This window comes from Pantoea sp. DY-5 (assembly GCF_019795955.1).
Lineage (GTDB): Bacteria > Pseudomonadota > Gammaproteobacteria > Enterobacterales > Enterobacteriaceae > Pantoea > Pantoea leporis.
Genome location: NZ_JAIMIE010000007.1, coordinates 161,211 through 174,530 on the forward strand (window position 1 = coordinate 161,211; position 13,320 = coordinate 174,530).

At 59.1% G+C, this 13,320-nt stretch carries 13 protein-coding genes; 11 read left to right on the forward strand and 2 right to left on the reverse strand.

Features of this window, described 5'->3' with window-relative positions; translation table 11 throughout:
- Positions 1 to 44 precede the first annotated feature (44 nt).
- Positions 45 to 338 carry a type II toxin-antitoxin system ParD family antitoxin gene (locus K5Y30_RS20590; protein ID WP_370634229.1) on the forward strand — a complete coding sequence of 98 codons (294 nt, stop codon included), beginning with the start codon at positions 45 to 47 and terminating at the stop codon, positions 336 to 338.
- A 10-nt stretch (positions 339 to 348) separates the two neighbouring features.
- Positions 349 to 594, forward strand: coding sequence for a type II toxin-antitoxin system RelE/ParE family toxin (locus K5Y30_RS20595; protein ID WP_255606746.1), 246 nt, complete (start codon positions 349 to 351; stop codon positions 592 to 594).
- Positions 595 to 662: 68 nt separating this feature from the next.
- On the opposite strand, the gene glyS is transcribed toward K5Y30_RS20595, so the two are convergent.
- Positions 663 to 2,732, reverse strand: a complete 2,070-nt coding sequence (gene glyS / locus K5Y30_RS20600) for a glycine--tRNA ligase subunit beta (protein WP_222213179.1) — start codon at positions 2,730 to 2,732, stop codon at positions 663 to 665.
- Between the two features lie 9 nt (positions 2,733 to 2,741).
- Positions 2,742 to 3,653: a glycine--tRNA ligase subunit alpha gene (gene glyQ / locus K5Y30_RS20605; RefSeq protein WP_008105242.1), complete on the reverse strand. Its 912-nt coding sequence runs from the start codon at positions 3,651 to 3,653 to the stop codon at positions 2,742 to 2,744.
- 347 nt (positions 3,654 to 4,000) lie between these two features.
- Here glyQ and K5Y30_RS20610 point away from each other — a divergent pair, with 347 nt between their 5' ends.
- From K5Y30_RS20610 to K5Y30_RS20650, 9 genes are all read left to right on the forward strand, one after another.
- Positions 4,001 to 4,393 carry a RidA family protein gene (locus K5Y30_RS20610; protein ID WP_101763844.1) on the forward strand — a complete coding sequence of 131 codons (393 nt, stop codon included), beginning with the start codon at positions 4,001 to 4,003 and terminating at the stop codon, positions 4,391 to 4,393.
- Positions 4,393 to 5,364, forward strand: coding sequence for a D-2-hydroxyacid dehydrogenase (locus K5Y30_RS20615; RefSeq protein ID WP_222213180.1), 972 nt, complete (start codon positions 4,393 to 4,395; stop codon positions 5,362 to 5,364). The genes K5Y30_RS20610 and K5Y30_RS20615 overlap by 1 nt, the downstream gene beginning before the upstream one ends.
- A 116-nt stretch (positions 5,365 to 5,480) precedes the next feature.
- Positions 5,481 to 6,377 carry a transporter substrate-binding domain-containing protein gene (locus tag K5Y30_RS20620; RefSeq protein WP_101763846.1) on the forward strand — a complete coding sequence of 299 codons (897 nt, stop codon included), beginning with the start codon at positions 5,481 to 5,483 and terminating at the stop codon, positions 6,375 to 6,377.
- Positions 6,378 to 6,432: 55 nt separating this feature from the next.
- The gene (locus K5Y30_RS20625; RefSeq protein WP_101763847.1) at positions 6,433 to 7,962 is read left to right on the forward strand and encodes an amino acid ABC transporter permease/ATP-binding protein; all 1,530 of its coding nucleotides are present in this window, start codon (positions 6,433 to 6,435) and stop codon (positions 7,960 to 7,962) included.
- Positions 7,946 to 8,989 (forward strand): alpha-hydroxy acid oxidase, encoded by a 1,044-nt coding sequence (locus tag K5Y30_RS20630; protein ID WP_222213181.1) that lies wholly within the window; start codon positions 7,946 to 7,948, stop codon positions 8,987 to 8,989. The genes K5Y30_RS20625 and K5Y30_RS20630 overlap by 17 nt, the downstream gene beginning before the upstream one ends.
- A complete protein-coding gene (locus K5Y30_RS20635) occupies positions 8,989 to 9,915 on the forward strand; it encodes an ABC transporter substrate-binding protein (protein WP_222213182.1) in 927 nt (308 codons plus the stop codon). Before K5Y30_RS20630 ends, K5Y30_RS20635 begins: the two co-directional genes overlap by 1 nt.
- Positions 9,912 to 11,288, forward strand: a complete 1,377-nt coding sequence (locus K5Y30_RS20640; RefSeq protein WP_222213183.1) for a dihydroorotase family protein — start codon at positions 9,912 to 9,914, stop codon at positions 11,286 to 11,288. Before K5Y30_RS20635 ends, K5Y30_RS20640 begins: the two co-directional genes overlap by 4 nt.
- A gap of 14 nt (positions 11,289 to 11,302) precedes the next feature.
- Positions 11,303 to 12,064: a GntR family transcriptional regulator gene (locus tag K5Y30_RS20645; protein WP_101763851.1), complete on the forward strand. Its 762-nt coding sequence runs from the start codon at positions 11,303 to 11,305 to the stop codon at positions 12,062 to 12,064.
- Positions 12,065 to 12,096: 32 nt separating this feature from the next.
- Positions 12,097 to 13,212 (forward strand): mandelate racemase/muconate lactonizing enzyme family protein, encoded by a 1,116-nt coding sequence (locus tag K5Y30_RS20650; protein WP_222213184.1) that lies wholly within the window; start codon positions 12,097 to 12,099, stop codon positions 13,210 to 13,212.
- Positions 13,213 to 13,320 lie beyond the last annotated feature (108 nt).

The window sequence follows — 13,320 nt, forward strand, 5'->3', positions numbered from 1 at the left end:
TTGCGCAAAAAAGTGCCAGAATGTAAGAAATACTCTTACACAGGATGACGATGATGGCACGTACCATGACGATCGATTTAGGCGATGAACTGCGCGAGTTTGTTGAATCTCTGGTTGAGTCCGGGGACTACCGTACGCAAAGCGAAGTGGTGCGCGACTCGCTGCGCTTACTGCGTGAGAAGCAGGCGGAATCAAAGCTGGAAAAGCTCAGAGAGTTGGTCAGAGAGGGCTTTGAAAGCGGCCCGGGAAAAGAGTGGGATCATGAAGATTTTCTAAAACGAGCAAAAGCCAGGGTAGGCATTTATGAAAAGGACCATCACGATAAAACCGGAAGCTGATGCAGATCTAATGAAGATCTGGATTTATGGCTACTGGAATTATGGAGAGCGGTTAGCTGATGACTATAGCGCCAGATTCGCTCAGCTCTTCGACAAACTCGCCATGTTTGATTTAGGTCGCAAACGACCGGATTTAGGAAAGCAGATTTATTCGCTGCCTTTCGAACAGCATATTGTGATCTACCGCGCTGAAGTGGATGACATTTTCATCGGGCGTATCTTGCACCACTCGCAGGACGTTAGCGCCGAGTTTTGAAAACAAAAAAGGGACGATCTCTCGTCCCCTTTGTTTCGTAACATCGCCATTCATGGCGACCACGCCAATTACTGCAGCAGCGAAATATCCGCCACCTGCAGGAACAGCTGGCGCAGCTGTGCCAGCAGCGTCAGACGGTTAATACGCACCGCCTGATCGTCAGCGTTCACCATCACTTTATCGAAGAAGTTATCCACCGCTTCACGCAGCTGCGCCAGTTCAACCAGCGCATCCTGATAGCGACCCTCTGCAAAGTACGGCTGCAGCTTGTCGCCCAGCGCGGTCACGAAGGTCGCCAGTTGGATCTCTTCGTTCTCTTTCAGCAGGGAAGCCTGCACGCTGTCATTCAGGGTTTCGGTCGATTTCGCCAGGATGTTCGACACACGTTTGTTGGCAGCGGCCAATGTCGCAGCCGCTTCCAGCGTACGGAAGTGCGAAACCGCCTTCATGCGCGCATCGAAATCAGCCGGACGAGTTGGACGACGCGCAAGCACCGCCTGAATGGTGTCAACGCTGTGGCCCTCTTCCTGATACCAGGTACGGAAACGGCCCAGCATAAAGTCGATCACTTCATCGACCACTTTGGCGTTGCTCAGCTTGCTGCCGTACAAACGCACCGCTTCTTCGGTCAGCGTTTGCAGATCGAGCGGCAGGTTTTTCTCCACGATGATGCGCAGCACACCCAGCGCGGCACGGCGCAGTGCGAACGGATCTTTGTCGCCTTTCGGATGCTGACCGATGCCGAAGATACCCGCTAGGGTGTCCATTTTGTCAGCAATCGCCACGGCGCAGGCCACAGGATTTGACGGCAAATCATCACCGGCAAAGCGCGGCTGATACTGCTCGTTCAGCGCCACAGCCACATCTTCCGCTTCGCCATCGTGGCGCGCGTAGTGCATGCCCATCACGCCCTGCGTGTCGGTGAACTCGAAGACCATGTTGGTCATCAGATCACATTTCGACAGCAAGCCCGCGCGGGTAGCGTGATTCACATCAGCACCAATCTGCGCGGCAATCCAGCCAGCCAGCGCCTGAATGCGATCGGTTTTATCACGCAGCGTACCCAGCTCTTTCTGGAACAGTACGGTTTCCAGACGCGGCAGATTATCTTCCAGACGCTTTTTGCGGTCGGTGTTGAAGAAGAACTCGGCATCCGCCAGACGCGGGCGCACCACCTTCTCGTTACCGGCGATAATCTGCTGTGGATCTTTGGATTCGATGTTGGTGACGAAGATGAAATTCGGCAGCAGTTTGCCCGCCGCGTCGTACACCGGGAAGTACTTCTGGTCACCTTTCATGGTGTAAACCAGCGCTTCAGCTGGCACCGCGAGGAACTTCTCTTCGAATTTCGCCGTCAGCACCACTGGCCACTCCACCAGCGAGGTCACTTCTTCCAGCAGGCTTTCGCTCAGATCGGCGATGCCGCCAATCTTCTGTGCCGCCGCTTCCGCGTCCGCTTTGATTTTGGCTTTACGCGCCGCGTAATCCGCCACCACTTTACCGCGCTCCAGCAGCAGCTGCGGATACTGATCGGCGTTGTCGATGGTGAATTCTGGCTCGCCCATAAAGCGATGACCGCGAATTACGCGATCGGACTGAATGCCCAGAATCTTCGCGGGGATCAGCTCGTCACCCAGCAGCAGCGTAACGGTGTGCACCGGACGCACAAACTGCACGTCGCTCGCGCCCCAGCGCATCAGCTTAGGAATCGGCAGCTTGCTCAGCGCGGTGGCAACCATAGCGGGCAGCAGCGCCTGCGCGCTTTCGCCGGTGATCGCAGCGCGGTGCACCAGCCATTCACCTTTATCCGTGCTCAGACGTTCAGCCTGCGCCACGGTGATGCCGTTACCACGCGCCCAACCTTCGGCCGCTTTGGTGGCGTTGCCATCGGCATCAAATGCGGCGGCGATAGCCGGGCCACGTTTTTCAACTTCGCGATCCGGCTGCGCGGCAGCCAGCTGGGCCACTTTCAGCGCCAGACGGCGCGGAGCAGCAAACCAGCTCACTTCGCCGTGCGCCAGACCGGCGCTATCGAGTTCAGCGGTGAAGTGCGCAGCAAAGGCTTCCGCCAGACTGCGCAGCGCTTTCGGAGGCAACTCTTCGGTGCCAATTTCCACCAGGAAAGTTTTATCGGTCATGGCTGCCTCTTACTTGTTTTTATTGCACATCGGGAAGCCAAGCGCCTCACGGGACGCATAATAGGCTTCCGCCACGGCTTTCGTCAGGGTGCGGATACGCAGGATATAGCGCTGGCGTTCGGTAACCGAAATCGCTTTGCGGGCATCCAGCAGGTTAAAGCTGTGCGCCGCTTTCAGAATGCGCTCGTAAGCCGGCAGCGGCAGCGGTTTTTCCAGCGCCAGCAGCTGCTGCGCTTCTTTCTCATACTGCTCGAAGCAGGTGAAAAGGAAGTCAACGTCAGCGTATTCAAAGTTATAGGTCGACTGCTCCACTTCGTTCTGATGGAACACTTCGCCGTAGGTGGTTTTACCGAACGGACCGTCGCTCCACACCAGATCGTAAACGCTGTCTACGCCCTGAATGTACATCGCCAGACGCTCCAAGCCGTACGTGATCTCGCCGGTTACTGGCTTACACTCGAGGCCGCCAACCTGCTGGAAGTAAGTGAACTGCGTCACTTCCATGCCGTTCAGCCACACTTCCCAACCGAGTCCCCACGCGCCCAGCGTCGGGTTTTCCCAGTTGTCTTCGACAAAGCGAATGTCGTGGATGGTGGGATCCATACCCAGCTCTTTCAGCGACCCAAGGTACAGCTCCTGAAGGTTGTCCGGGTTGGGCTTAATCACCACCTGGAACTGGTAATAGTGCTGTAAACGGTTCGGGTTTTCACCGTAACGTCCATCGGTCGGACGACGAGATGGCTGCACGTAAGCGGTCGCCATCGGCTCTGGGCCTAAGGCACGCAGACAGGTCATCGGGTGTGAGGTGCCGGCGCCCACTTCCATGTCCAACGGTTGGACAATGGTGCAGCCTTGACGCGCCCAGTAATCCTGCAAGGTCAGGATCAGGCCCTGAAAGGTCTTGGTATCAAACTTTTGCATGTTGAATTCGCACGCGATACGGATCGGTTAAAAAAAGAGTGCGCCAGTATACCCTTTGACCGCGGATTGTGCAGCCGGAAATCCAGGCCAATGCGCAGGCGATTACGGCAAGGTTTAGCGGGCAAAAACAGAACAATAAGAAAATCGTATACGATTCACACTCATCGCGAGCACTCAACATAAAATTTTCATTAAAATCTTACGTATCATAATCTTGATCGATATATCAGCAAATCCTATTACGTTATGAATATCACCTTTTTGACCCAATGGTTAAAAATCGCGCGTTGACACTCGTATAATCGTATACGAAATTGCGGTGAAACAGTTTTGCTTGAGATTTCACCATGAAGATTGCGTTGAGTTATCCCGGCATGAACGCCAGCGACCGCCCAATGGGGCCTGCGCCGCTCTCCGCCGCCGTGCTGCACGAACCGATGTTGTTCATTTCCGGCCAGGTGGCGATTGATCCCTACAGCGGCGAGATTATGGGCAACGACATCGCCAGCCAGACGCGTCAGGTGTTGAAAAACGTCGGCGATCTGCTGAGCGAAGCGAATATGACCTTCGACAACGTGGTCCGCGTCACTGTTTACCTGACCGATCTCAGTACGTTCAGCGCGATGAATGCCGCTTACAGTGAATTCTTCCGGTTCCCCTTCCCGGCGCGCGCCACCGTGGGCATTCAACTCAACCATCCTGACCTGCTGGTCGAGATGGAAGTGACGGCGATGCGCTGATGCATATTCATATCGAGAACGACGCCAGCGCACCGCGCGCACTCCATCTCTCTGTCAAGCAGCTGCAACTGCAGCTCGACGCGCATCCGCCGTTGCGCAGCCACTTCACGCTGAGCGAAAACCGCGATCCGGCACACACCGCCGACTTTCTCGCCCGCTGCGACATTCTGTGGAGCGGACGTAAGCTGGCGCTCGATCAGTTCAGCACGCCGCGTCTGGGTTGGGTGCAGGTGATGTCCGCTGGCGTTGAGCAGTGGCTGGCGCACTGGCCGCAAGGCGTGACGCTCACCAATGCTTCTGGCGTACACGGCGATAAAGGTGCCGAGTTCATTTTGATGGCGGCGCTGATGTTCAACTTCGGCATTCCCGGTTTTCTGCAGGATCAGGCGCAGCGTGTGTGGCGTCCGACCTTTGGCGGCTGCGCACGCGGCAAAATCGTGCTGCTGCTGGGCGTGGGCGGCATTGGCGCCGCAGCGGCAACTCTGCTGACGGCGCAAGGCTATCGCGTGATTGGCGTGACGCGCAGCGGCCAGTGCGATGCCAACGTGGCGCGCTGCATCCGTATTGATGCGCTAGACGAGGTATTGCCGCAGGTGGATGTGGTGGTATCGACGCTGCCGCTGACGCCACAAACCCGCAATCTGTTCGATCGCCGCCGTCTCGATCTGCTGCCCGCACGCGCTGGTATCGTGATTGTTGGACGCGCTGATGTGTTTGATTACAGCGCGATGCGCGAAAAACTCAACGCAGGCGAACTGGCCGGCGCGGTGCTGGATGTCTATCCGCAAGAGCCGCTACCGGCCGACGACCCGCTGTGGCACACGCCCGGCGTAGTGATGACGCCGCACTGCAGCCTCGACGATCACAGCGCCTACCTCGCCGGTTGCCTTGACGTGTTTATCGATAACCTGGCGCGCTTCCGCCACGGACAACCGCTGCGTAATCAGGTTGATCCGGCACGAGGTTATTAACCCCCGATATTTCCGTAGGGTCGCCATTCATGGCGACCACCTAAAAAAGCACCAAAGACGTTCATAAATCACAAGGTCATCGCTTTCTCATTCACCAGCATCAGGGGAACCTTATTATGAAATTTGCACGCACTGCTTTGTTAATCTCTGGTCTCAGCGGCAGCTTACTGGCGGGCATCTCCAGCGCCCACGCAGCCAGCACCGATCCCATCACGCCTGCCGCCAGCGACTTCGCGGCGATGGCGCAGTGCAAAGCACTGCAAACCAAATATCCCTCGCTGAAAGGCAAAGATCTGGTCGTCGGCCTCGGCGGCTACACCAAAGGCTTTGAAGCGCCATCGGAAAAAGATCCCAGCATCATTGAAGGACTCGATCCTTCCCTGTTCGAGCGCATCAGCAGCTGCCTCGGCGCGAAACACAGTTACCAAAGTGGCTCGTTCAACGTGCTGCTCACCTCGATCGCCAGCGGACGCGCGGATATCGGTCCGATGCTGTACGTCACCGAAGAACGCATGAAGCAGATCGCCTTCGTCGCCTCGATGCAGGTGCAGGATGGTTCGGTGCTGGCACAGGGCAATCCGAAGAAAATCAACAGCGTCGATGATCTGTGCGGCAAAACCGTCGCCGCCGCTGCGGGTTCGTACGAAGCCAACAAACTGGTGCCGGAACAAAGCGCCAAATGCAGCGCCGCCGGTAAGCCCGAAGTCAGCATGTTGATGGTGCAAAACACCGACAACAGCATTCAGGCGGTGAAAAGCGGTCGCGCGGACGTCTATCTGACCGAAGCCGGTTCCGCCGTTGCTATCGCCAAAGCGGATAAATCGCTGCAAAGCGGCTTCACCGTGGATCTGCCGATCATGGTGGGCTTCCCGATCGCCAAAGACAACGCCACGCTGCGCGCGGCGGTGCTGGACGCGATGAAGGTGATTCAGGCGAGCGGCGCACAGAAAAAACTGCTGGATTACTGGGGCCAGGGCAGCGCTGCCGAGCGTCCAGTGGTTGCGCGTGGTTAATGCATAAACTCAGCCGCCTCGGTGACGAAACCGAGGCGCTGAGGAGGATAACGCCTTGGATGATTTTCTTAAGTACCTGACTTTCCCCTACTTGTGGGAAGGCGCTGTTATCGCCGTGCAGCTGCTGATTGGCGCGCTGGCGGGCGGCATTGTGATTGGTTTTTTCCTGGCGTTAGCCAGCAGCTCAAAGCACGGGTTTATTCGCGTGCCGGTGAAGATTTACATCTATACGCTGCGCGGCACGCCGGTGCTGCTGCAGCTGATTTTGCTGTACAACGTGCTGCCGGAATTTGGTCTGCGTTTGAGCCCATTCACCAGCGCGCTTATCGCCCTGATGATCAACGAAACCGCCTTCTGCGCCGAAATCATTCGCGGCGGCATTATGGCGACCGATCGCGATCAAAGCATGGCGGCGCAGGCGTTCGGTTATTCGCGCAGCAAAGAGATGATTCACGTGGTGATCCCGCAGGCGCTGCGCGCCATTCTGCCCACCATGGGCAATGAAACTGTCGGGCTGCTGAAATCCACCTCGCTGGCTTCGGTGGTGGGCGTCAATGAGCTGACGATGCGCGGCCAGGCGATTGTGTCGCAAAACTTCCTGTTTATTCCGGTGCTGGTCGCGTCGGGCGGCATCTACCTGATTCTTTCCACGCTGCTGGCGGGCGGTCAGTGGTGGCTGGAGAAGTTCTACAACCTTGATGAACGTGCACGTCGGGCACGCGCGCGCCTGGCGAAACTGCCGCCGGAAGCAGACGTGATGCCGATGCAGCTACCAAAACGGCGCTGGGATACGCAAACCGCCGCGCCGGTGCTGGAAGTGAATCAGCTGTGCGTCGACTACGCCGGTAAAGCGGTACTGAAATCGCTGTCGTTAACCGTCCGTCGCGGCGAAGTGGTGGTGCTGCTTGGTCGCTCCGGTTCGGGCAAAAGTACGCTGCTGAAATCGATTCTGGCGCTGACGCCACGCAGCAGCGGCACCATTCAGACCGAAGGCCACTTCATGGGCAGCGACGAAAACGGTCGCGCACTGGCGCCGCGACATCTGCCGGTGAACCGCGCCAAGTCGGGCATTGGCATCGTGTTCCAGCACTTCGCGTTGTTTGATCATCTTACCGCGCTGGAAAACGTGATGAGCATTCTGCTGCGCGTGCAGGGCGCACAGCCGGAAATCGCGCGCGGCAAAGCGATGCGCGCGTTGAAAATGGTAGGACTCGGTGATTTCGCCGCCTCGCTGCCGCACGAACTCTCTGGCGGACAGAAACAGCGCGTCGGCATTGCGCGCGCGCTGGCGGCAGAACCGCAAATCCTGCTGTTTGATGAACCGACTTCCGCGCTCGATCCCGAACTGGTGCGCGAAGTGAACCAAACCATGCGCAGCCTGGCGCAGACCGGCATCACCATGATCATCAGCACCCACGACATCGCATTTGCGGCGGGCGTTGCCGATCGCGTGGTGTTCCTGCAGGACGGCGCGCTGATTGAAGAAGGCCCGCCGACGATGCTGCAAAATCCGCAAACGCCGGCTTTTGCCACCTTCCTTGAACATGAAAATGCTGCGGAGGCGCCACATGCCAACGCGCTTTGAACTCACGGCACGCGAGCGCCTCGGCGATGCGCTGTTCCGCTATATGCAGGGCCAACCGGCCGATGCGCTGGGTAATGAACCCGATGCCAATCAGCAGGCGCTGCGCCGCTTTCGTCTGTTACCGCGCGTGCTGCAGGGCAATGAAAGCATCGATACGCAGATTTCCCTGCACCAGCAAAACTGGTCCGCGCCGATTGGCGTCGGCGCGTTTGCCGGTGACCGTATTTTCCATGAAGAAGGGGTGCTGCCGATTGCGCGCGCCTGCAAACGTCTGCAACTGCCGCTGGTGATCTCCGAAGAGAGCGTCACAACGCTGGAGCAGATTGGTGCCGAATACGACCGCTGCTGGCTGCAACTGCGCGCGGCGGGCGATGTCGGCCGCATCAACGCCTTGATCGACCAAGCCGCGCAGGCCGGATTTAAAAATATCGTGCTCACGGTGCTGGCGCCGGTGCATCCGGTGGCCGGGTTACAGCCCGGCGGCTTCTCTATCGGCGACGCCCTGAAACAGCGCGGCTGGCACACCATCGGCGGCACGCAGCCGGGTGTTGCGCCGCTGCCGGCTTTCCCGGTGTGGCGCTGGCAGGAGATTGATGAGGTGGCGGCGCACTGCGCCGATCGCCAGCTTCCGCTGTGGCTAAAAGGCATTCTGCATCATGACGATGCGGCGCAGGCCGCGCAGCACGGCGTCAGCGGTTTGATTGCCTCTAACATTGGCCTGCGCCAGAGCGCGCGCTGGGCTACGCCGGTCGATCAGCTGCCCGATTTGCAGGCGGTGACGCGGCTGCCGCTGCTGCTGGATGGCGGCGTACGCTGCGGCAGCGATGCGGTGGTGGCGCGCTGTCTTGGCGCGTCGCTGTCGCTCAGCGTGCGCCCGATCATCAGCGCGTTAGTGGCGGGCGGCGAGAGCGCGGTGTTCGATCTGCTTTCCGGCTGGATCAATGAAGTTACGGCCATTAGTCACTGGTGCGGCGTCAGCGATATGGCGGCACTCAACGGCAGCTTTATCACCGAGGAGCGCCACTGATGCAGACACTGATTTTCAATCAAGGCGATGCCAGCGAATCCCGCATCTATTACTGCGCGCACTATCTGGCGCACAGCCTCGGCCTGTTCGCCGCACAGCAGCTGCAGGTGATCTTCACCACCAGCGAATCAGGCGGGCATACGGTACAAGGCGGCCAGGTTCCCGCAGTGCTGAATCGCGACGCCGATCTCACGCTGGGCGGCCCGATGGTGGTGATGAAGCATTTTCAGCAGCACGGCGCAGAGTTGCAGTGTTTCTGCGCCTCGGTGGCGGCCAATCCGTGGTTTCTTGCGGCGGCGCAGGCGCAGCCCGATTTTCAGCTCAGCGATCTGCGCGGCAAACGTGTGCTGGATGTCGGTAATGTCGGCACCGCCACGCTGACGTTCCGCTGGCTGCTGGCGCGTCACGGTTTGCAGGATGACGTTGAGCTGATCGCAGGCAGCGGCGATCAGGCGCGGGATTTCGCCGCAGTTGCCCAAGGTGCAGCCGATTATGCGCTGCACGCCATGCATATGCTGGCGCCTGCCATCGCCGCCGGACAACTCCACAGCATCAGCAGCCTCGCCAGCTTGTGCGGCCACGTACCGTGGAGCGCCTACATCGCACGCGCCGATGTGCTGCAGGAGAAAGCCGCCGCCTTCGCCGCCTTCTCCCGCGCCATTGCGCAGGCGCTGACGTGGATCGCCAATCATAACGCCAATGAACTGGCGCAACAGGTGCAGGCGTTTTACCCCGATTATCCGCGCGAGGCGCTGGTGCACGGTCTCGCGGCTTATCAACAGGCTGGCGTCTTTGCGCCAGATGGCGTCATTCCGCGCGCCGAATTTACGCATTTCAGCCAGCTGTTAAGTGCTATCGGCTGGCTCGATTCGTCACAGCCGGTGCCGTACGCGGCGCTGGTGACGCAGGCAGGAGCAGAGCAATGAAACAGCTAATTATTAATGGTTTGGTGGTCGGTGAAAGCGGCGCGGCGCCTGCCGATTTGTTACTGGAAAACGGCAAAATCAGCGGTCTGCTGACGCCCGGCGCGCTTACCGACGGCGTTGACGAGGTGATCGATGCGCGTGGTTTGATCATCGTGCCCGGCGCGATTGATGTGCATACCCATTTCACCGGCTCGCACGATTTTCCCGAACAGGAGCTGCGCGAAGGCACGCGCGGTGCGGCGGCGCACGGCGTTACCACCATCGTCGAGATGCCGCATTCTCTGCCACCGGCGACGTCGCTGGCTAACTTCAGCGCCAAAAAAAGCTGGCTGGCAGACAACTGCTCGGTGGATTACGCCCTGTGGGCTGGGTTAGATGGAAATAACGTGCATGAACTGGCGGCGCTGAATCAGGCGGGTGCGCTGGCCTTCAAAGCCTTCCTGTGCAGCGGCGCACCCAACGGCGACGCCACCGACGAGAAAGGTTTGCCGCGTCTCGACGATGACGGCCTGCTGCGCGCCATGCGCGAGTTGGCCACGTTCGACGGGCTGATTGGCGTGCACGCTGAGAATCACGAGATTTTGATCGGTGCCGGCAGCGAACAGCGCCGCGCCGGACGCAAAGATGCGCGCGCTCATGCGCTGGCGGGGCCGGAAATCGCCGAGATCGAAGCGGTAGGACGCGTGTTAGCGATTGCCGAAGAGACCGGCGCGCGCTGCCATATCGTGCACGTCAGCTCGGCGCGCGCGGCGGAAACCATTGTCGCTGCCAAAACCCGCGTACGCGCCAGCTTCGAAACCTGTCCGCACTATTTACTGCTCGACGAAGACGATTTGGTGCGCATCGGCCCCAACGCGCGCTGCGGCCCACCGATCCGCCCGCGTCCGGTGGTGGATGCGCTGTGGCAGGTGCTGCTGCGCGGCGATATCGACATGATCGCCTCTGACCATTGTCCGTACACGCCCGCACAAAAACAGGCGGGTGAAGCCAGCATCTGGGAGGCGGGCATGGGCCTGACCGGCGTGGAAACCCTCAGCCCGATGTTCTTCAGCGCGGCCCATATTGAACGTGGCGTGGCGCTCAGCGAGTTTGCGCGCATGACCGCCAGCAGCCCGGCCAAAGCCTTCCAGCTGTGGGGCAAAAAAGGGGCGATTGCGCCCGGCTTCGACGCCGATTTGGTGTTCTACGACGCCAGCCAAAGCTGGACGGTGCGCGGCGCCAATTTTCAGGGACTCGGCAAGTGGAGCGCATTTGAAGGGATGCGCTGTCAGGGTAGAGTGGTGCGCACATTAATTCGTGGCGTCACGGTATTCCAGGATGACCAGATGCAGGTTGAACCCGGCTTCGGTCAATTCGTGACCCGACAGGTTTAAACAGGATAAACAACATGGCAGGAAAACCCTCTACCGCTCGTCGTAAAAACAGCGCCCCGCTGGCGCAGGACGCAGCCACCGATAACAGCTGGAATAGCGCGCGTCCGCGCACGCTGGTCGATCACGCCGTGGATGCCATTCTCAGCGCCGCCTCGCGCGGCCTGATCCTGCCCGGCGACCGCATCGCAGAACCCGAGCTGGTGGCGAAACTCGGTATGAGCCGCGTGCCGATCCGCGAAGCGCTGCGCATTCTGGAGAGCCAGGGCATTGTCACCAGCGAGCCGTATAAAGGTATCCGCCTGATGGAGATTTCGCATCAGCGGCTGGAGCAGATTATCGATGTGCGCATCCCGCTGGAGACGCTGGCCTGTCGCCGGGCGATTGAGGCCGGACGCAACAGCGCTGAGCAGCTTAATCAGCTCTATCAGGGCGTGGCGCAGATGCAGGCGATGATGCAAAGCGATAACGTTTACGGTTTTGCCTCCGCCGATACCGATTTCCACCGCACGCTGTGCAGCTTCGCGCACAACCCGGTGCTGAGCAATTTGTGGGAGTCGATTGCCCGTCAGCTGACGGTGATTTTCGGCCTCTCCACCATGGGCAAATCGATGAGCGACATCATTGAGGAGCATCAGCGGCTGATTAATGTCTTTGCCGATGGCGACATCGCCAAAATGACCGACGAGGTTGAGAACCACATCCGCATTCAGGCGCTGGACGTGGATTACGAAACCCTGATAACACAGCGCCGACAGCACCGTTCCGCTCTCGGCTAATTTCGCCTTGCCTTTACACCAGGGAAAACACCATGAAAATCATTAACGTTGAGGCGTTTTACCTGCGCCTGCCAGTGATTGAGCAGCGCACCGACAGCTCTCAGGATGCGCTGCTGATCAAAATCACCACCGATGCCGGCATCACCGGCTGGGGCGAAGTGGATGGCAGCCCGTATGTCACCAAAGCCATCATTGAAGCGCCCTATTCGCACACCATGGTCACCGGCCTGAAGTCGCTGTTAATCGGCGAAAACCCGCTGGAAACCGGCCGTTTATGGAAGATGATGCACAAAGCCACCCTCTATTACGGCCGCAGCGGCGCGGTACTACAGGCGATGGCCGGCATCGACATCGCCTTGTGGGACATCAAAGGTAAAGCACTCGGCAAGCCGATTGTTGAACTGCTGGGCGGCGCCATGCGCGACAAAATGCGCGTTTACTCCTCCAACATGTTCCAGTTCAGCGTGGAAGAGACGGTCGCGCGCGCGCAGCATGCGATGGATACCGGCCATAGCGGCGTGAAGTTTGGTTGGGAGCCGTTTGGCACTGACGAAGCGCTGGATCTGCGCTATCTCGAAGCCCTGCGTAAAGCGATGGGCGACGATGTGGATCTGATGCTGGATGTCGGCCACGTGTGGGATGCCAAAACCACCATCCGCCGCAGCCAGCGCTATGAACACCTTAATCTGTTCTGGATTGAAGAGCCGCTGCATCCCGATAACTACGCCGGTTACGGCCAGGTTTCCGCCGCCTGCCAGCAGCATATCGCCGCCGGTGAGCAAGAGTGTTCGGTAACGGGTTTCCAGCGCCTGATAGATGAAGGCGGCATCGATATCGTGCAGATCGACCTGACGCGCACCGGCTTTACGCAGGCAATGGAGATCGCCAGCTACGCGCACAGCCGTGGACGCAAAGTGTGCAACCACAACTTCACCACCGACATTAATACCGCCGCCTCGCTGCATTTCCTGTGCGCGATTGAGAATGCGCTGGTGATGGAGTATTGCGTCGAGCCGGGCGAAATCAGCCGCTCGCTGGCGAAGAATCCGGTGCGCATCGCCGACGGTTACGCGTGGCTGCCGAGCGAGCCGGGGCTCGGCGTTGAACCCGACGAAGCGGTGATCGAGAAGTTTTTGGTGCGCGGTTAACCAGGTCGCCATGAATGGCGACCCTACGGCGCATCGGCACTGTTTTTGTAGGGTCGCCATTTATGGCGACCTGGTAACAGAGTGATCTGAATTACAACGCAAAAGGTT

Excerpts from the sequence above, each read along its gene's own strand:
- K5Y30_RS20590 (WP_370634229.1), top strand. The coding sequence starts at position 45 with ATGACGATGATGGCACGTACCATGACGATCGATTTAGGCGATGAACTG.
- K5Y30_RS20595 (WP_255606746.1), top strand. The coding sequence starts at position 349 with ATGAAGATCTGGATTTATGGCTACTGGAATTATGGAGAGCGGTTAGCT.
- glyS (WP_222213179.1), bottom strand. The coding sequence starts at position 2,732 with ATGACCGATAAAACTTTCCTGGTGGAAATTGGCACCGAAGAGTTGCCT.
- glyQ (WP_008105242.1), bottom strand. The coding sequence starts at position 3,653 with ATGCAAAAGTTTGATACCAAGACCTTTCAGGGCCTGATCCTGACCTTG.
- K5Y30_RS20610 (WP_101763844.1), top strand. The coding sequence starts at position 4,001 with ATGAAGATTGCGTTGAGTTATCCCGGCATGAACGCCAGCGACCGCCCA.
- K5Y30_RS20615 (WP_222213180.1), top strand. The coding sequence starts at position 4,393 with ATGCATATTCATATCGAGAACGACGCCAGCGCACCGCGCGCACTCCAT.
- K5Y30_RS20620 (WP_101763846.1), top strand. The coding sequence starts at position 5,481 with ATGAAATTTGCACGCACTGCTTTGTTAATCTCTGGTCTCAGCGGCAGC.
- K5Y30_RS20630 (WP_222213181.1), top strand. The coding sequence starts at position 7,946 with ATGCCAACGCGCTTTGAACTCACGGCACGCGAGCGCCTCGGCGATGCG.
- K5Y30_RS20635 (WP_222213182.1), top strand. The coding sequence starts at position 8,989 with ATGCAGACACTGATTTTCAATCAAGGCGATGCCAGCGAATCCCGCATC.
- K5Y30_RS20640 (WP_222213183.1), top strand. The coding sequence starts at position 9,912 with ATGAAACAGCTAATTATTAATGGTTTGGTGGTCGGTGAAAGCGGCGCG.
- K5Y30_RS20645 (WP_101763851.1), top strand. The coding sequence starts at position 11,303 with ATGGCAGGAAAACCCTCTACCGCTCGTCGTAAAAACAGCGCCCCGCTG.
- K5Y30_RS20650 (WP_222213184.1), top strand. The coding sequence starts at position 12,097 with ATGAAAATCATTAACGTTGAGGCGTTTTACCTGCGCCTGCCAGTGATT.